The organism is Pseudomonas fragi (genome assembly GCF_900105835.1).
Lineage (GTDB): Bacteria > Pseudomonadota > Gammaproteobacteria > Pseudomonadales > Pseudomonadaceae > Aquipseudomonas > Aquipseudomonas fragi.
The window spans coordinates 1,728,868-1,745,079 of sequence record NZ_LT629783.1 but is presented as its reverse complement, the minus strand read 5'-3'; the positions used below and the strand labels follow the sequence as shown (position 1 = coordinate 1,745,079).

Genomic DNA, 16,212 nt, shown 5'->3' with positions numbered 1-16,212 from the left:
GGAGTGCGTTATGGCAGGTCATTCTAAGTGGGCGAACATCAAGCACCGCAAAGAGCGTCAGGATGCCAAAAAAGGCAAGATTTTCACCAAGTGGATCCGTGAGCTGACCGTTGCTGCCCGTCAGGGTGGTGGCGACCCGAGCTCCAACCCGCGTCTGCGTCTGGCGCTAGACAAGGCCCTTGGTGCAAATATGAGCCGCGACATCATTGATCGTGCGGTCGCCCGCGGCGCTGGCGCCGCAGACACCGACGACATGGTCGAGTTGAGCTACGAAGGCTATGGCCCGGGCGGTGTTGCCGTGATGGTCGAGTGCATGACCGACAACCGTAACCGTACTGCAGCAGCTGTGCGTCATGCGTTCAGCAAGTGTGGCGGCAACCTTGGCACTGACGGCTCCGTCGCTTATCTGTTCGAGCGCAAGGGGCAGATCTCCTATGCCGCCGGCGTCGATGAAGATGCGCTGATGGAAGCGGCGATGGAGGCCGATGCTGACGACGTGGTGACCAACGAAGACGGTTCGATCGATGTGTTCACATCGTTCTCCAGTTTCTATGCTGTGCGTAACGCATTGGAAGCTGCAGGGTTCAAGCCGACAGACGCTGAAATCGTCATGTTGCCGACCACCAGTGCCGAGCTGGATCTGGAGGGCGCTGAAAAGGTGCTCAAGCTGATCGACATGCTTGAAGACCTGGATGACGTACAAAACGTATATTCCAACGCTGAAATCCCTGACGCCGTCCTGGAACAGCTTGCCTGAGACTTTAGTGTCCTGCCTCGCAAATATTGATCCTTTTTGAAGGCGTCTGTTGTTGCCATGCTGCGTTGCCGCTACTCCCCATAGCCAGCTATGAGTCGTCGCGGCGTCTTGCCTGACAACAACAGCCACTCTTCAAAAAAGAATCATATTTGAGAGGCAGAACACTGACTGCGTCAATCAAGAGGCCGGGGGTGCTCCGTCGCGACAATCGCGGCGCTGGGCACCTCCGGCTTCTGCCTTTAAGCTGTCCGGGTATTTGCCGGTGGGCGTCACTTCATAAGCTGCAGGCGTTATGACTCTTATTCTTGGTATCGATCCGGGTTCGCGAATCACTGGCTATGGCGTAGTGCGAGACACTGGGCGTGGTTGTGTGTATGTGGCTTCGGGGTGTATTCGTACAGGTAGCGGCGAACTGCATGAGCGGTTGCAGATCGTCTATCGTGGTGTGCGTGAGGTTATTCAGACGTACGGTCCTGTCACCATGGGCATCGAAAAGGTGTTTATGGCGCGCAATGCCGATTCGGCGCTAAAGCTGGGGCAGGCCCGGGGGGCGGCTATTGTTGCCGGCGCCGAAGAAAACCTGGAAATCGCCGAGTATTCAGCAACCCAGGTCAAGCAGGCCGTGGCAGGCACGGGTGGTGCCAATAAAGAACAGGTGATGATGATGGTCATGCACCTGCTCAAGTTGACCAGCAAGCCGCAAATCGATGCCTCGGATGCGCTGGCGATTGCCTTGTGCCACGCCCATACGCGTTCAAGCCTGCTGCCCCATGGTTTGGGGGCGGCGCGCAGCCGTGGCGGACGCTTGCGTCTGTGAGTCGCGGTTTTTAACCTAATTAAGCTTGCTGGCAGGGCTTCATCTGTAATGATGCTGCTCTGTCGCTCTACTTGTCAGCCATTGATCTGGCCAGAGAAAAGGATCTGAAACGTGATTGGACGCTTGCGCGGCACTCTGGCTGAAAAACAGCCGCCGCACCTGATTCTCGATGTAAACGGCCTGGGCTATGAGCTGGAAGTGCCGATGACCACCCTCTACCGGCTACCGTCTATCGGTGAGCCGCTGACCCTGCATACCCATCTGGTCGTTCGCGAAGATGCCCAGTTGCTCTATGGTTTCATAGGCAAGCGCGAGCGCGACTTTTTCCGCGAGCTGATCCGCCTCAACGGCGTTGGCCCCAAGCTGGCCCTGGCATTGATGTCCAGCCTTGAGGTCGATGAGTTGGTGCGTTGCGTGCAGGCCCAGGACACCTCGGCCTTGACCAAAGTGCCGGGGGTCGGCAAGAAAACCGCGGAACGGCTGCTGGTAGAGTTGAAAGATCGCTTCAAGGCGTGGGAGCAAGTACCCAGCATGTTCGCTCTGGTACCTAATCAGCCGGATGCTCCGGCGCCGGTGGCCAGTGCTGAAAGTGATGCGGTCAGCGCCTTGATCTCCCTGGGCTATAAACCTCAGGAGGCGAGCAAGGCAGTTTCTGCGATCAAGGATAAAACGTTGAGCAGTGAAGACATGATTCGCCGCGCCCTCAAGGGGATGATTTAAGTGATTGAAGCTGATCGACTGATTACGGCCTCAAGCGGGCGGGACCGGGAAGAAGTTCAGGACCGGGCGATTCGCCCTCTGAGCCTGGCCGACTATATTGGTCAGCCAACCGTGCGCGAACAGATGGAGCTGTTTATCCAGGCTGCGCGCGGGCGCTCGGAATCGCTGGACCACACGCTGATTTTCGGTCCGCCGGGGTTGGGCAAGACCACACTGGCCAACATCATCGCCCAGGAAATGGGTGTGTCGATCAAAAGCACTTCCGGCCCGGTCCTGGAGCGCCCGGGTGATTTGGCCGCGTTGCTGACCAATCTTGAGCCTCATGATGTGCTGTTTATCGATGAGATCCATCGCCTGTCGCCCATTGTTGAAGAGGTGCTGTACCCGGCAATGGAGGACTTTCAGCTCGATATCATGATCGGTGAAGGGCCGGCTGCGCGCTCGATCAAGCTCGACCTGCCGCCCTTTACCCTGGTGGGGGCGACCACGCGGGCCGGGATGCTGACCAACCCATTGCGTGATCGTTTCGGGATTGTTCAGCGACTGGAGTTCTATAGTACTGACGACCTGGCGACGATTGTCAGTCGCTCGGCGGGTATCTTCGGTTTGCCGCTCGATCCTGAGGGGGCGTACGAAATTGCCCGGCGCGCGCGCGGTACACCGCGTATTGCCAATCGTTTGTTGCGTCGTGTGCGCGATTTTGCCGAAGTGCGCGCCAAGGGTCATATCACCAAGCCGGTGGCTGACCTGGCGTTGAACCTGCTTGATGTTGATGAGCATGGTTTTGATCATCAGGACCGGCGTTTGCTGCTGGCCATGATCGAGAAGTTCGATGGTGGGCCGGTAGGTGTCGACAGCCTTGCCGCAGCCATCAGCGAGGAGCGTCATACCATTGAAGATGTGTTGGAGCCGTATCTGATTCAGCAGGGTTACATCATGCGCACGCCGCGTGGTCGCGTGGTGACCCGGCATGCGTATTTGCACTTCGGTTTAAACATTCCGTCACGTTTGGGCGATATGCCTGTGGTAGACGAATTTTTGAATGCTCTGGATGATTAATAAGCCGTTAGCGGTCGATTTTTTTAAGGTTTTTGCTGTCTCAAGGACTGGCGCTGAAAATCTTCGGTCATAAAGGCCAAGAAGCGTAAAAAACAGTGGTTTGGCGGATTGGCAACCTGAGGAGTAAGCACTAGAGTATGCGCGCGCAAAACAGGCTTGAGCCGTTCGCACATCGCTGTCGCGTTTATTACGAGGACACCGATGCGGGTGGCGTCGTGTATTACGTAAATTATCTAAAGTTTATGGAGCGGGCTCGGACCGAAAGGCTGCGGGAATTGGGGTTTGCCCAGTCCGCGCTGGCAGGCGAGAACCTGTTATTTGTCGTGCATTCCAGCGAGGCGCGCTACCACGCGCCGGCGCGACTGGACGACGAACTGTTGGTAAGTGCGCAAGTGATGGAACTCAACCGTGCCAGCCTGCGTTTCAAACAGCAGGTCTGGCGGGCTGCAGATGCAACGCTGCTCTGTGAAGGGCAGTTTTTGGTGGCCTGTGTGCGCGCCGATAGTTTTAAACCCCGAGCCATTCCCGAAGCTTTACGTACGGCCTTTGCCGACGTGAGCGGCGCGGGTAAACATTTAGAGCAGGAGATAAAGCGTGGAAGCTAACGTCGTCGACCATTCCTCCATGTGGAGCTTGGTCAGCAATGCCAGCATTGTTGTGCAGTTGGTAATGTTGACCCTGCTGGCCGCATCGGTTACCTCGTGGGTCATGATTTTTCAGCGCAGCACCATGCTGCGCGCCGGTCGACGTGCCCTGGAAAGCTTTGAAGAGCGTTTCTGGTCGGGTATCGACCTGTCGAAGCTGTATCGTCAGGCGGGCAGCAATCCTGATCCGGACTCTGGCGTTGAACAAATCTTCCGTGCCGGTTTCAAAGAGTTCTCGCGTCTGCGTCAGCAGCCGGGCGTTGACCCTGAAGCCGTTATGGAAGGTGTTGCGCGTGCCATGCGCGTAGCCATTTCGCGTGAAGAAGAAAAGCTTGAGCAAAGCTTGCCGTTCCTGGCCACCGTAGGTTCCGTGAGCCCGTATATCGGTCTGTTCGGTACCGTATGGGGCATCATGAACTCCTTCCGTGGCCTGGCAACTGCCCAGCAGGCAACCCTGGCGACCGTAGCGCCCGGCATTGCCGAAGCACTGATCGCAACGGCCATCGGCTTGTTCGCGGCCATCCCGGCAGTTATTGCCTACAACCGTTTTGCTGCGCGTAGCGAAACGCTGATCAGCCGCTATTACACCTTCGCCGATGAATTCCAGGCGATCCTGCACCGCAAAGTGCACACCAGCGAAGAATAAGCAGGTAATTTCCAATGGCTTTAATCGCTCGAGCGCGCAAAAAGCGCAAGCCGGTCGCCGAGATGAACGTAGTGCCTTACATCGACGTGATGCTGGTGCTGCTGGTCATCTTCATGGTGACCGCACCGATGCTCAACCAGGGTGTGAAGGTTGATTTGCCCAAGGTCTCCAGCGAGGCCTTGCCGCAAGACAACAACACCCAGGTCCTGACCATTTCGATCAAGGCTGACAAGACCTATTTCTGGAACCTTGGCAGTGAAGTCGACACCGACAAGCAGATGGACAAGGCAATGACCTTGCCCCAGATGACTGACGCCGTGACCAAGATCATCCGCGCAGGCAATGAAGGCGGCAAGCACACCCAGGTCTTTATTCGCGGCGACAAGACCGTGGATTACGGCGCGGTCATGGGTGCCATGGGTGGTCTGCAGAAGGCCGGGGTCGGTAACGTTGGCTTGATAACCGAGGCTCCCTGATGCGCGAACAGCGGGAGCCGTCCGCCTCTGAAAACTATTTTTGGCCTACAGTCTGGGCGGTAGGGCTGCACGTCCTGATTTTTGGCATGCTGTTTGTCAGCTTTGCCATGACTCCGGAACTGCCGCCTTCCAAGCCGATTGTTCAGGCGACCTTGTACCAGCTCAAGTCCAAGAGTCAGGCGACCACCCAGACCAATCAAAAGATTGCGGGTGAGGCGAAGAAATCCGCCGCGCGTCAGACCGAAGTCGAGCAGATGGAACAAAAGAAGGTTGAGCAGGAAGCCGTAAAAGCCGCGGAACAAAAGAAAGAAGAGGCTGCCGAAAAAGCTGCAGAAGCCAAGAAGGCAGACGAAGCTAAAGCGAGCGAGGCCAAAAAGGCAGACGAGGCGAAGAAGGCTGATGAAGCCAAAAAAGCCGACGATGCCAAAAAAGCCACTGAAGCCAAAAAAGCCGAAGAGAAAAAACTGGCTGACATAGCCAAGAAAAAATCCGAGGAAGAGGCCAAGAAGGCCGCTGAAGAAGAGGCCAAGAAAAAGGCCGCGGAAGACGCCAAGAAAAAAGCGGCTGAAGATGCGAAGAAAAAAGCAGCTGAAGACGCCAAGAAAAAGGCCGTAGCAGACGAGGCGAAAAAGAAATCCGCCGAAGACGCGAAGAAAAAGGCCGCTGCCGATGCCGCCAAGAAAAAGGCCGTAGAAGCAGCACGTAAATCGACCGAAGAGAAAAAGGCGCAAGCCCTGGCTGATTTGCTTTCCGATACGCCGCAACGCCAGCAAGCACTGGCAGATGAGCAAGGTGATGAGGTCGCCGGCAGTTTCGATGACTTGATTCGTGCTCGTGCAGCAGAAGGGTGGGCTCGTCCGCCGTCGGCGCGCAAAAACATGACAGTGGTGCTGCAAATCGGCATGTTGCCTGATGGTACGGTAACCTCTGTAACGGTTGCCAAGTCCAGCGGTGACGGGCCTTTCGACAGCTCGGCTGTGGCAGCGGTCAAGAACATTGGCCGTTTAACGGAAATGCAGGGTATGAAGCCCAGCGATTTTAATCCTTATCGATCGTTCAAGATGACATTCACACCTGAGGATCTAGCCTTGTGATTAAACTTTTTCGAGGACTGCTGGTCGTCGTCTGCTGCCTGGCAGGGATGGCTGTAGCAGATGAAAAGAACATCCTGGTCACCAGTGGCAGCGATCGGGCAACGCCAATTGCCGTAGTCCCTTTTGGTTGGCAGGGCGGTACTGTGCTGCCGGACGACATGGCTGAAATCATCGGCAATGACCTGCGCAACTCGGGTTACTACGCGCCGATTCCAAAGCAGAACATGATTGGCTTGCCGACTCAGGCCAGCGAAGTCATTTTCCGCGACTGGAAAGCCTTGGGTGCCCAGTACGTCATGGTCGGTAATATCGTGCCAGCAGGCGGTCGCCTGCAGGTGCAATATGCCTTGTTCAACGTGGCCACCGAGCAACCGGTTCTGACCGGCAGTGTGTCGGGCACGGCTGAACAGCTGCGGGACATGGCGCATTACATCTCCGATCAGTCGTTTGAAAAGCTGACCGGTATCAAAGGTGCATTCTCAACCCGTCTGCTGTATGTGACGGCTGAGCGCGCCAGCGCCACCAACACCCGTTACACCCTGCAGCGTTCGGACTACGACGGTGCTCGCGCCGTGACCCTGCTGCAATCCCGTGAGCCGATCCTGTCGCCGCGTTTTGCACCCGATGGCAAGCGTATCGCTTATGTATCGTTCGAACAGAAACGTCCGCGTATTTTTGTGCAGAACATTGATACTGGTCGTCGCGAGCAGATAACCAACTTTGAAGGTCTGAACGGTGCACCTGCGTGGTCGCCGGATGGCTCCAAGCTGGCGTTCGTATTGTCCAAGGACGGTAATGCCGAGATCTATGTCATGGATCTGGCTTCCCGTGGGTTGACTCGTGTTACCAACAACCCGGCAATTGATACAGAACCTTTCTGGGGTAAAGATGGTTCCACCATCTATTTCACCTCCGACCGTGGCGGCAAACCGCAGATTTACAAGACCAATGTGGGTAGCGGCAACGCAGAGCGTGTGACCTTTATCGGCAACTACAACGCCAGCCCCAAGCTTTCGGCTGACGAAAAGACCCTGGTAATGATCCATCGTCAGGACGGCTTCACCAATTTCCGTGTTGCGGCGCAAGATTTGCAGCGTGGAAGCGTGAAAATCCTCACAGATACCAACCTTGATGAGTCTGCTACTGTTGCGCCCAACGGCACCATGGTAATCTACGCCACCCGCCAGCAGGGCCGGGGAGTCTTGATGCTCGTGTCCATTAACGGACGCGTAAGGCTCCCTCTTCCTACCGCTCAAGGCGAAGTCAGAGAACCTTCCTGGTCCCCTTACCTGAACTGACGTGGTGATAGCTGTACGTTGCACATAACACTTGGGGTTCATTAGGAGTTTTACGATGGAAATGCTGAAGTTTGGTAAATTTGCTGCGCTGGCACTGGCCATGGCTGTAGCTGTAGGTTGCTCGTCCAAAGGCGGCGACAATGCCGGTGAAGGCGCTGCTGTTGATCCAAACGCTGGTTACGGCGCAAACACTGGCGCTGTTGATGGTTCCCTGAGCGAAGAAGCTGCTCTGCGCGCTATCACTGTTTTCTACTTCGAATACGATTCTTCGGACCTGAAACCAGAAGCAATGCGCGCTCTGGACGTTCACGCCAAAGACCTGAAAGCTAACGGCGCTCGCGTTGTTCTGGAAGGTAACACTGACGCCCGTGGTACTCGTGAGTACAACATGGCACTGGGCGAGCGTCGTGCGAAAGCCGTTCAACGCTACCTGGTACTGCAAGGCGTTTCTCCAGCACAGCTGGAGCTGGTGTCCTACGGTAAAGAGCGTCCAATCGCTACTGGCAACGACGAACAGTCGTGGGCTCAAAACCGTCGCGTCGAACTGCGTAAGTAATTCGTCATGCGAACGTGCCGCCGTGCTGTAACTATTCTGACTCTCAGCCTCATGCCGCTAGCGGCATGGGCTGCGGTTCCTGTGGTCGATGACAACTCTGGCTATAACAATAGCGGGGGGAGTTATCCGTCACCGGGTTATGGTGCGAGCGGCGCCTATGCCGGGGGAGGGGTTTCGGCCCCTGTCTCGGCACAGGGCGAGCTGTTCAACCAGCTGCAACAAATGCAGGAGCAGATTGCCCGCCAACAGGGTGTGATCGAAGTTCTGCAAAATGATATTTCGCGCATGAAACAAGAAAGCCTGGAGCGATACCAGGAACTTGATCGGCGTATTGGTGCTGGCGTTGCTCCTGCCGCCGCTCCTGATAATTCTTCTGCTGGTGGTGCGAATGCCGCCGGCAATACAGCAGCGCCTGCGTCTCAGGCTGCTGCCAGTTCCGAGCCTGGTGATCCGGCGAAAGAGAAGCTCTATTACGATGCTGCTTTCGACCTGATCAAGGCAAAGGACTTCGACAAGGCCAGCCAGGCGTTCACCGCCTTTCTGCGCAAATACCCAAATAGCCAGTATGCGGGCAATGCCCAGTACTGGTTGGGTGAAGTGAACCTTGCCAAGGGTGATTTGCAAGCGGCAGGCCAGGCCTTTGCCAAGGTCAGCCAGTTGTACCCCAAGCATGCCAAAGTGCCGGACTCGCTCTACAAGCTGGCTGATGTTGAGCGCCGCTTGGGTCATACCGACAAGGTAAAAGGCATTCTGCAGCAGGTTGTTGCCCAGTATCCGGGCACTTCGGCTGCACAGTTGGCGCAACGCGATCTGCAGCGCATGTAATACATACGATGCTTTCATCGAGAAACCCGCGCCTGTCGCGGGTTTTTTCGTTAGAATCCACGCCCTTTTATGAAATACGCTCTTCTTGATCCTGCGCAAGCAGATTTTTTGGAGTGCCTGACGGAGGCGGACAGCCTGTTTAGCTGTTACGCCCGTGGCGAATATGCAAGACACATTGAGAATTACCGAAGTTTTTTACTCGTTGCAGGGTGAGACGCGAACGGCTGGCCTGCCCACCGTTTTTGTACGCCTGACCGGTTGCCCTCTGCGCTGCGGTTACTGTGACAGCGCCTATGCCTTCAGTGGCGGTACTGTGCGCCCTCTGGACGACATCCTTGAGCAAGTTGCCAGCTATCGCCCGCGTTATGTGTGCGTAACCGGTGGCGAGCCGTTGGCCCAGCCCAATGCCATTCCTTTGCTCAAGCAGCTCTGCGATGCAGGCTACGAAGTCTCTATCGAGACCAGTGGAGCGCTGGATATCTCTGCAGTCGACCCGCGCGTCAGCCGCGTGCTCGATTTGAAAACGCCAGGTTCCAAGGAATCCCATCGTAACCTCTACGAAAACATTGCCTTGTTGACACCCAACGATCAGGTCAAGTTTGTGATCTGCTCGCGGGAAGACTATGACTGGGCTGTGTCCAAGTTGATTGAATACGGGCTGGAGCGACGGGCAGGCGAAGTACTGTTTTCGCCGAGCCACCATGATTTGTCGGCCCGTGACCTGGCCGACTGGATCGTGGCGGATAACCTGCCAGTACGTTTGCAAATGCAGTTGCACAAATATCTGTGGAATGACGAGCCGGGGCGCTGAGATGACCGAACAAACTGTTGTGACTGAAAAAAGAGCCGTGATCCTGTTGTCCGGCGGCCTCGATTCAGCAACTGTCGTGGCTATGGCCCGTGCTGAAGGCTATAGCTGCTACACCATGAGCTTTGACTACGGCCAGCGCCACCGTGCCGAGCTGGACGCCGCTGCACGGGTGGCTCGCGATCTGGGCGCTGTTGAGCACAAAGTGATTGGCCTGAACCTGGACGGTATTGGCGGCTCGGCACTGACCGACAGTTCGATTGATGTTCCAGAAGCTCCAAGTGAAGGTATCCCGGTCACTTATGTGCCGGCGCGCAACACCGTGTTCCTGTCCCTGGCATTGGGATGGGCAGAAGTGCTGCAGGCTCGCGACATCTTTATCGGTGTCAACGCGGTGGATTACTCTGGTTATCCAGACTGCCGCCCGGAGTTTGTCGAGGCGTTTGAAGTCATGGCCAACCTGGCGACCAAGGCCGGGGTAGAGGGGCAGGGCTTCCGAATCCAGGCGCCGCTGCAAAACATGAGCAAGGCACAAATCGTACAGGCAGGTGTAAAGCTGGGCGTGGACTACTCGCTGACGGTTTCCTGCTACCAGGCTGACACCCAAGGGCGTGCCTGCGGAAAATGCGACAGCTGCCGCTTGCGCGCAGAAGGCTTCGCCGCCGCCGGAATTAGCGACCCAACCCGTTATTTTTGAATTATTTCGGGTTTATTTCTGATCGGGTGTTGAATTCTCGTTAGAAATCAGTATTATACGTCCCACAACGAAGCGGGTCGTTAGCTCAGTTGGTAGAGCAGTTGGCTTTTAACCAATTGGTCGTAGGTTCGAATCCCACACGACCCACCATATCGCTACACCAAAACAGCCGGTTTAATCCTCAGGGATCACCGGCTTTTTTGTGCCCGGGATTTGGCGGGATGCGGATCTGAATGTGTGCTGTGCACAGATTTCTTCGTAGAGCCGTCAGGCTTCGCTGATTTTGTTCACGCCGGTGATATGCCCATTCCAGATCATTTCGTAGTGGGCTGTTTGAACAATGGACGAGACTGGCGTTGGAGACATAAGCGCCCAGCAGTAGTTGCCTTGCAAACGCACTGAGTTGTACCGAAGCCCCTTATGTCCTGCATCTTTGACGATCTTGCCCAGAGAACGCGAGTGGGTGTAATCGTCCGGGTCGTAGATCGGGTTGCTCATGGGTAACGACGTTGCATCCTTCATTGAATGTTCATCAAAGGAACAGGACAGCCCTCGGAACACGAAGCGCTCGTAGTTCAGGCCCTGGATGTTCGACCAGTATTTGTCCTGATGGTGATGAACCTCCGCCAGCGCAGCTTCCATCGTAGCCGCCAGGTACAAAACCCCGAAACTGCCATTACTGAATCGTGAACCCTCCGGGTTGACGTGTGTGAAGGGTGCGGTCGCATAAGAGCAACCCGGGATGCCAAATGGAATCTCTGAGCGCGGTATCAATTCAATACGGCCGACTTCATTTTGCAACCTGGGATTGGTCAATGCCTGGATCTGATAGAGGGCTTCAAACTCCTCTGGATTGGCGACATCGTCAAATAAGGCAATCGGCGGAAATTTTGAATTGACCAGTCGATATGCCTGTAACTGCTCGCTGTTCAGATCTGCCAGCTGGCTTAAATTCACCATTGTGCTCCGCGCAATACATCGATCCGGCGAAAGGTTTCGTAAAGCGAGATCATGTCTCCCTGTGACATGACTTCCAGTGGCGTGCGGCCATTGAAGAAATCGTTGTCGTTTACCATCGTCGGGAAGCCATAAACGTTTTCGGGGTTATCGAAAACAAGACGAAGCGCTGCGTGAATGTTCAGCACGAAACTGATCCGTTGCATCTGATCTGAGTCCAGCCCCACGGACCATTCAACGTCTCGTTGCTTGGCCCGGGTATAGGTACTTCGAGAAATACGCAGGATACGGCAGGCCTGATCACTCGATGCATGCCATTTTTCGAGGATGCCTACAGCCACTCTAAGACCGGTCACGCACTGATCTTTGGTAAAAGTCTGTGCTTGCAGGGCTACTGTCATTGTCCTCACCATGCTTTGAATCTGTAGATTCAAATATAGGTAAAATGAGTCTATAGGGCAACGAAATTAAAAAAAGCCATCTGTCGGCCTGCACGTTAGAGACCTTTAACCGTTACTCCATACAATAGGCTGCAATCAGCAAGCTTATGCGAGCACTTGATAACGACTTTGTACAAATCCGTTATCAGATGCTGATGAGTCAATCAGACATAATTTACGCTCATCACCCAGCTGGCTGAACAATGGAATCCCTTTGCCCAACAACACTGGAATACGCGTAATGGTGATCTCGTTGATCAATCCCGCTGCGAGGAAAGCCTGGATGGTCTGACCTCCGTCTATATATAGATGCTTCAGACCTTGAGCCGCAAGCTGCGCCACGATAAGTACCGGATCGCCGGCCAACACATCGACATGGCCTCGCAGTTTAGGCGGTAGCGGTACCGCACCATGTGAGAGCACCACGACTCGCGTGTTCTCATAGGGCCACTCAGGGAAGGACAACACTTTGTCCAGTGTCTTGCGCCCCATAACCAGTGCATCGACCGTCGTCATGAACTCATCATAAGTGAGTCCCTTCAGTGCAGGGCACTCGTACTCAGGCCGATGGAGCCACTCAATATCTCCATCCATCCTGGCAATGAAGCCGTCAACACTTGCTGCGATAAAGACCGAACATTTTGTATCCATGGTCAGAGAGACTCCTTTTTTTGGCGGTGTTTATAGCATGTCCTCAAAGCCGAAGATCGCATAGCGTCTCATTATGGGGTTGGAAATGGTCTGTGGCGGCGGGGGTAGTCCAACGTGTGCAGGCTTGCAGGCGCTTGCGCATTTGTGCAAGGATTCCCCATGACTCAATTTACTCCAAGCAATCGCCATCACCATCACGGACCTCGCCCAGGGTGCTGCGGTTGCGTACGCTCATCGATTGCTCAGCGTTCGAAATATCGGCTCTGACCCTTCAGTGAACCAAACCAAGGCGCCAATGGCGCCTTTTTTATTGCCTGAAATTGGAGATTGTGAAAATGACTATGCTGCGCGGAACTCGAATAGTGACCGGGAAAGAGGCTGCAATGATGCGGGAGATGGAAGGTCGTTTCCGGAGCTATCTTCATCGATGCGGGGGCTGAAGAGGTCATAGTCCCCGCACTTTGGGGCCAGAATACGTTTATTGACAAAGCTGGCGGGAGTGAAATTATCGGACAAATGTGGGCCTTCAATGACAAGGCCGGGCGTCCATGTTGTCTCATCCCCGAAGCGACTGCGCTTTTTCAGGAACGCTGCGATGTGCTTCTTGGGGCGCGCGCAGAGGCGATGTTTTTCTATGTGGCGCGATGTTATCGGTATGAGCGACCCCAAGCCGGGCGTTATCGAGAATTCACTCAACTGGGACTTGAAATTCTCAGTCCTGAACCCGCCAAGGCGTTGATGCGTAGCCAGGACATTTGCTCGGGCTTTCTCGATTCGCTGGGCCTGGAATATGAACTCAATCTGGCTGTGAAGCGTGGCTTAAGTTATTACCTTGAAGGGAATGGCTTCGAGGTGCGTTGCCCTGTATTGGGTGCACAACAACAAGTTGTCGGCGGCGGTGCCTACCGACAAGGCGCTGGGTTCGGTATCGGGCTTGAACGGTTGCTACTCGCTTCAGGAATGGTCCAGGGCCGGTGATCGTCAAGGCGCCTCCATCAGGAGGCGCTTTTAAAAGCCACCACAGGCCTGCTGACTGCCGTGGCTTGCCCCATCCAGCCTGGCCCCTCTTCAAACCCCTTTGGTACTCGGCAGCAGGATGGTCAATACCCCCAGCAACGGCAGGTAAGAGCAGAGTCCATATACATACTCGATGCCCTTGATGTCCGCCAGATGTCCCAGCAACGCGGCACCGATGCCGCCAAAACCGAACATCAGGCCGAAGAACACACCGGCAATCATGCCGACATTGCCTGGCACCAGTTCCTGGGCGAAGACCACGATGGCGGAGAACGCCGACGCCAGGATAAAACCGATCACCATGCTCAGTATGCCTGTCCAGAACAGGTCCACATAAGGCAGCGCCAGCGTGAACGGGGCCGCACCCAGGATCGAGAACCAGATAACTTTTTTGCGTCCGATCCTGTCGCCAATCGGGCCGCCAAAAAAGGTACCTGCCGCCACTGAACCGAGGAACAAAAACAGGTAGAGCTGGGAGCTGGCCACTGACAGGTGGAATTTCTCGATCAGGTAAAACGTGAAGTAGCTGGTGAAGCTGGTCATGTAGAAGTACTTGGAGAACACCAGCATGGCCAGGACCACCAGTGCACCTGTCACTCGCCCTTTGGACAGGCCGTGGTGCGCCTGGCTGCCCTGTTTGAGTTTGAACAGGGCCAGGTGGTTGCGATACCAGCGGCTCAAGCCGTACAGCACGACGATGGCAAAAGCCGCAAACAGCCCAAACCAGGCAACATGCCCCTGGCCATAAGGGATCACGATGGCTGCAGCCAGTAACGGGCCGAAAGCGCTGCCGGCATTGCCGCCCACCTGGAAGGTTGACTGGGCCAGGCCATAGCGACCGCCTGAGGCCAGCCGCGCCACGCGCGAGGTCTCCGGGTGGAAGGTCGATGAGCCGATGCCGACCAGGGCACTGGCCACCAGGATCGAGGCAAAGCTACCGGCGAAGGCCAGCATCAAGATCCCGATCAGGGTGCAGACCATGCCCGCCGGCAGCAACCAGGGTTTGGGATGGCGATCGGTGTGGTAACCCACCCAGGGTTGCAGCAGCGAAGCTGTCAGTTGGAAGGTCAGAGTAATCAGGCCCACCTGGGTAAAGCTCAGGCCGTAGTTGGCCTTGAGCAGGGGATAGATCGAAGGGAGTACGGCCTGGATCAGGTCGTTGATCAAATGTGCCAGCGCGCAGGCGCCGATTACTTTCATGACAAGCGGGCTTGCTTGCCGGGCTACTGAGGCAGACGCAGAGGCCGGGGATGCAGTTGTTGTAGGCATGGCAAATCTTCCGGGCGATAGGAGTGCGAGCTCGACGCTCGGGGCCATCCTAGAATTCGCCTGCATGCCTGTCTCGCTGTATAAGGGAGCAAACCATCGCAAAAGGGGCGTCGCGATCAAACTGCTTACTGATTTTTTGCTTGAGATCGATCAAAGCAACCGGACGGTGATCGGCAGTGCTACCGATTATCCGCAGGACTGGGTCATTGCGCCTCACACCCATGAGAAGCATCAACTGCTTTATGCCATCTCGGGTGTCATGGTGGTGTACAGCGAGTCGAGCCAGTGGACTGTTCCCTCCAACCGGGGGGTGTGGATGCCCAGTGGCCGGGTTCACTCGATCCGTTGTGTGGGGCCGCTGAAAATGCGCAGTGTGTTTGTGCGGCCCGATGCGCTGGTGGATCTGCCCGCCGAGGTAAAGGCCGTGAGCATCTCGCCGCTGTTGAGCGAGTTGATCAAGGTTGCCGTGGGCCTGCAGCAGCCCTATGCCGCGCACTCCCGCGAAGATCGGGTGATGCAGTTGATTCTGGACGAGTTGGCCCTGCTGCCCGCACTGCCTTTGCATTTGCCGCAGCCAGCCGATCCGCGTATCAATGGGATTTGCCGCAGTTTGCAAAAAAATCCCGCCGACGGTTCGACGCTGGCGGACTGGAGCACCCACCTGGGCCTCGATGAAAAAACTATCCAGCGCCTGTTTCGCAAGGACACCGGCATGACCTTCGGCCAGTGGCGCCAGCAGGCGCGTTTGCTGCTGGCGGTTGAGCGCATGGCAGTGGGGGAGAAGATCATCGATGTGGCGTTTGCACTGGGCTATGAAAGCCCCAGCGCGTTCACCAACATGTTCAAGAAACAGTTCGGCAGAACCCCCAGCCATTTTTTCAAATAGCCGCCCGCTTGTTACTACGACCCGTTACACACCTTGGCGGCAGCCGGGTCGTCGGGGATGAACGAGTCCCTTGTGCCAGGCTTGAGTACCACATAGCCGCGACGCCAGGGCTGGTCATCGACCATGTTCCAGCGGTGGCCCGTACCGGTGTTGTCTTCAGCGATCAACACTTCGCCGGGGTGCAGGGTGAATGTCTCGCCATTGCGGGTTGCAAACGCCAGGGTGCCGGACAATGTGATGACGTATTGCGGCTCCGGGTCGTTATGCCAGTCATAGCTGGCATGCGCCGGGCTTTGCTTGAAGTGAATCGAGGTCACGTCGTTGCGCATGTTCTGGTCGATGGTGCCTTGCAGTACATGGGAGGCGTTGTCTGCCCCCGTGCACAGTTTGTAGGCCTTGATGGTGTCGGCAGTGGAGGTGGCAGCCTGGGCACCGCCCAGGGTTGCCAGGGTGATGGCCACAGCCCCCGCTGTACGCCGGCTCAGGCGGTGGATTGCAGTGCGCAGCGGTGCGCGTGTGTGTTGATGCATGGAGCCGGTTTCCCTAGTGCTGAAGTACGTGACAGGCGGCCATGTTCTGCGGGGCAAGGGCTCTG

General features: G+C 56.0%; 20 protein-coding genes and 1 tRNA gene. 16 read left to right on the top strand and 5 right to left on the bottom strand.

Annotated elements, in window-relative coordinates:
• Positions 1–10 precede the first annotated feature (10 nt).
• The 14 genes from BLU25_RS07975 (at position 11) to BLU25_RS07910 (ending at position 10,547) form a co-directional block, all read left to right on the top strand.
• A complete protein-coding gene (locus BLU25_RS07975; RefSeq protein WP_016782226.1) occupies positions 11–757 on the top strand; it encodes a YebC/PmpR family DNA-binding transcriptional regulator in 747 nt (248 codons plus the stop codon).
• A 292-nt stretch (positions 758–1,049) separates the two neighbouring features.
• Positions 1,050–1,574 carry a crossover junction endodeoxyribonuclease RuvC gene (gene ruvC / locus BLU25_RS07970; RefSeq protein WP_029611572.1) on the top strand — a complete coding sequence of 175 codons (525 nt, stop codon included), beginning with the start codon at positions 1,050–1,052 and terminating at the stop codon, positions 1,572–1,574.
• Between the two features lie 111 nt (positions 1,575–1,685).
• Positions 1,686–2,294 (top strand): Holliday junction branch migration protein RuvA, encoded by a 609-nt coding sequence (gene ruvA, locus BLU25_RS07965; protein WP_016782228.1) that lies wholly within the window; start codon positions 1,686–1,688, stop codon positions 2,292–2,294.
• Complete coding sequence (ruvB, locus tag BLU25_RS07960) at positions 2,295–3,353, top strand: Holliday junction branch migration DNA helicase RuvB (protein WP_016782229.1); 1,059 nt, start codon at positions 2,295–2,297, stop codon at positions 3,351–3,353.
• A gap of 137 nt (positions 3,354–3,490) precedes the next feature.
• Complete coding sequence (ybgC, locus tag BLU25_RS07955) at positions 3,491–3,958, top strand: tol-pal system-associated acyl-CoA thioesterase (protein ID WP_016782230.1); 468 nt, start codon at positions 3,491–3,493, stop codon at positions 3,956–3,958.
• Positions 3,948–4,643, top strand: coding sequence for a protein TolQ (tolQ, locus tag BLU25_RS07950; RefSeq protein WP_016782231.1), 696 nt, complete (start codon positions 3,948–3,950; stop codon positions 4,641–4,643). Before ybgC ends, tolQ begins: the two co-directional genes overlap by 11 nt.
• Positions 4,644–4,666: 23 nt before the next feature.
• Entirely contained in the window at positions 4,667–5,119 is a 453-nt protein-coding gene (tolR, locus tag BLU25_RS07945; protein WP_162200692.1) for a protein TolR, read from the top strand.
• Positions 5,119–6,213: a cell envelope integrity protein TolA gene (gene tolA, locus BLU25_RS07940; RefSeq protein WP_016782233.1), complete on the top strand. Its 1,095-nt coding sequence runs from the start codon at positions 5,119–5,121 to the stop codon at positions 6,211–6,213. The genes tolR and tolA overlap by 1 nt, the downstream gene beginning before the upstream one ends.
• 47 nt (positions 6,214–6,260) lie before the next feature.
• Complete coding sequence (gene tolB / locus BLU25_RS07935) at positions 6,261–7,511, top strand: Tol-Pal system beta propeller repeat protein TolB (RefSeq protein WP_016782234.1); 1,251 nt, start codon at positions 6,261–6,263, stop codon at positions 7,509–7,511.
• A 55-nt stretch (positions 7,512–7,566) separates the two neighbouring features.
• Positions 7,567–8,067 carry a peptidoglycan-associated lipoprotein Pal gene (pal, locus tag BLU25_RS07930; protein WP_003441254.1) on the top strand — a complete coding sequence of 167 codons (501 nt, stop codon included), beginning with the start codon at positions 7,567–7,569 and terminating at the stop codon, positions 8,065–8,067.
• A gap of 6 nt (positions 8,068–8,073) precedes the next feature.
• Positions 8,074–8,892 carry a tol-pal system protein YbgF gene (gene ybgF, locus BLU25_RS07925; RefSeq protein ID WP_029611573.1) on the top strand — a complete coding sequence of 273 codons (819 nt, stop codon included), beginning with the start codon at positions 8,074–8,076 and terminating at the stop codon, positions 8,890–8,892.
• A 163-nt stretch (positions 8,893–9,055) separates the two neighbouring features.
• Positions 9,056–9,703, top strand: a complete 648-nt coding sequence (gene queE, locus BLU25_RS07920) for a 7-carboxy-7-deazaguanine synthase QueE (protein WP_016782236.1) — start codon at positions 9,056–9,058, stop codon at positions 9,701–9,703.
• Positions 9,704–9,722: 19 nt separating this feature from the next.
• Entirely contained in the window at positions 9,723–10,397 is a 675-nt protein-coding gene (gene queC, locus BLU25_RS07915; protein WP_037001506.1) for a 7-cyano-7-deazaguanine synthase QueC, read from the top strand.
• A 74-nt stretch (positions 10,398–10,471) separates the two neighbouring features.
• Positions 10,472–10,547: transfer RNA gene (locus BLU25_RS07910), tRNA-Lys, on the top strand.
• Between the two features lie 117 nt (positions 10,548–10,664).
• Here BLU25_RS07910 and BLU25_RS07905 read toward each other — a convergent pair.
• From BLU25_RS07905 to BLU25_RS07895, 3 genes are all read right to left on the bottom strand, one after another.
• Entirely contained in the window at positions 10,665–11,357 is a 693-nt protein-coding gene (locus tag BLU25_RS07905; protein WP_016782238.1) for an RES family NAD+ phosphorylase, read from the bottom strand.
• Positions 11,351–11,755, bottom strand: a complete 405-nt coding sequence (locus BLU25_RS07900; RefSeq protein ID WP_016782239.1) for an antitoxin Xre-like helix-turn-helix domain-containing protein — start codon at positions 11,753–11,755, stop codon at positions 11,351–11,353. The genes BLU25_RS07905 and BLU25_RS07900 overlap by 7 nt, the downstream gene beginning before the upstream one ends.
• Positions 11,756–11,899: 144 nt before the next feature.
• On the bottom strand, positions 11,900–12,445 hold the full coding sequence (locus BLU25_RS07895) for a dihydrofolate reductase family protein (RefSeq protein ID WP_016782240.1): 546 nt from the start codon (positions 12,443–12,445) through the stop codon (positions 11,900–11,902).
• Between the two features lie 417 nt (positions 12,446–12,862).
• Here BLU25_RS07895 and BLU25_RS07890 point away from each other — a divergent pair, with 417 nt between their 5' ends.
• A complete protein-coding gene (locus BLU25_RS07890; protein ID WP_029611574.1) occupies positions 12,863–13,423 on the top strand; it encodes an ATP phosphoribosyltransferase regulatory subunit in 561 nt (186 codons plus the stop codon).
• A 90-nt stretch (positions 13,424–13,513) separates the two neighbouring features.
• Here the strand turns inward: BLU25_RS07890 and BLU25_RS07885 are convergent, their stop codons facing one another.
• Complete coding sequence (locus BLU25_RS07885) at positions 13,514–14,731, bottom strand: MFS transporter (protein WP_029611575.1); 1,218 nt, start codon at positions 14,729–14,731, stop codon at positions 13,514–13,516.
• A 64-nt stretch (positions 14,732–14,795) separates the two neighbouring features.
• On the opposite strand from BLU25_RS07885, the gene BLU25_RS07880 reads away from it, so the two are divergent.
• The gene (locus tag BLU25_RS07880; RefSeq protein ID WP_016782243.1) at positions 14,796–15,617 is read left to right on the top strand and encodes an AraC family transcriptional regulator; all 822 of its coding nucleotides are present in this window, start codon (positions 14,796–14,798) and stop codon (positions 15,615–15,617) included.
• A gap of 14 nt (positions 15,618–15,631) precedes the next feature.
• Here the strand turns inward: BLU25_RS07880 and BLU25_RS07875 are convergent, their stop codons facing one another.
• Positions 15,632–16,147 (bottom strand): cupin domain-containing protein, encoded by a 516-nt coding sequence (locus BLU25_RS07875; RefSeq protein ID WP_016782244.1) that lies wholly within the window; start codon positions 16,145–16,147, stop codon positions 15,632–15,634.
• Positions 16,148–16,212 lie beyond the last annotated feature (65 nt).

Coding starts and splice junctions, on each gene's coding strand:
- BLU25_RS07975 (WP_016782226.1), top strand. CDS start 11: ATGGCAGGTCATTCTAAGTGGGCGAACATCAAGCACCGCAAAGAGCGT.
- ruvC (WP_029611572.1), top strand. CDS start 1,050: ATGACTCTTATTCTTGGTATCGATCCGGGTTCGCGAATCACTGGCTAT.
- ybgC (WP_016782230.1), top strand. CDS start 3,491: ATGCGCGCGCAAAACAGGCTTGAGCCGTTCGCACATCGCTGTCGCGTT.
- tolA (WP_016782233.1), top strand. CDS start 5,119: ATGCGCGAACAGCGGGAGCCGTCCGCCTCTGAAAACTATTTTTGGCCT.
- tolB (WP_016782234.1), top strand. CDS start 6,261: ATGGCTGTAGCAGATGAAAAGAACATCCTGGTCACCAGTGGCAGCGAT.
- pal (WP_003441254.1), top strand. CDS start 7,567: ATGGAAATGCTGAAGTTTGGTAAATTTGCTGCGCTGGCACTGGCCATG.
- ybgF (WP_029611573.1), top strand. CDS start 8,074: ATGCGAACGTGCCGCCGTGCTGTAACTATTCTGACTCTCAGCCTCATG.
- queE (WP_016782236.1), top strand. CDS start 9,056: ATGCAAGACACATTGAGAATTACCGAAGTTTTTTACTCGTTGCAGGGT.
- BLU25_RS07905 (WP_016782238.1), bottom strand. CDS start 11,357: ATGGTGAATTTAAGCCAGCTGGCAGATCTGAACAGCGAGCAGTTACAG.
- BLU25_RS07900 (WP_016782239.1), bottom strand. CDS start 11,755: ATGACAGTAGCCCTGCAAGCACAGACTTTTACCAAAGATCAGTGCGTG.
- BLU25_RS07895 (WP_016782240.1), bottom strand. CDS start 12,445: ATGGATACAAAATGTTCGGTCTTTATCGCAGCAAGTGTTGACGGCTTC.
- BLU25_RS07885 (WP_029611575.1), bottom strand. CDS start 14,731: ATGCCTACAACAACTGCATCCCCGGCCTCTGCGTCTGCCTCAGTAGCC.
- BLU25_RS07880 (WP_016782243.1), top strand. CDS start 14,796: ATGCCTGTCTCGCTGTATAAGGGAGCAAACCATCGCAAAAGGGGCGTC.
- BLU25_RS07875 (WP_016782244.1), bottom strand. CDS start 16,147: ATGCATCAACACACACGCGCACCGCTGCGCACTGCAATCCACCGCCTG.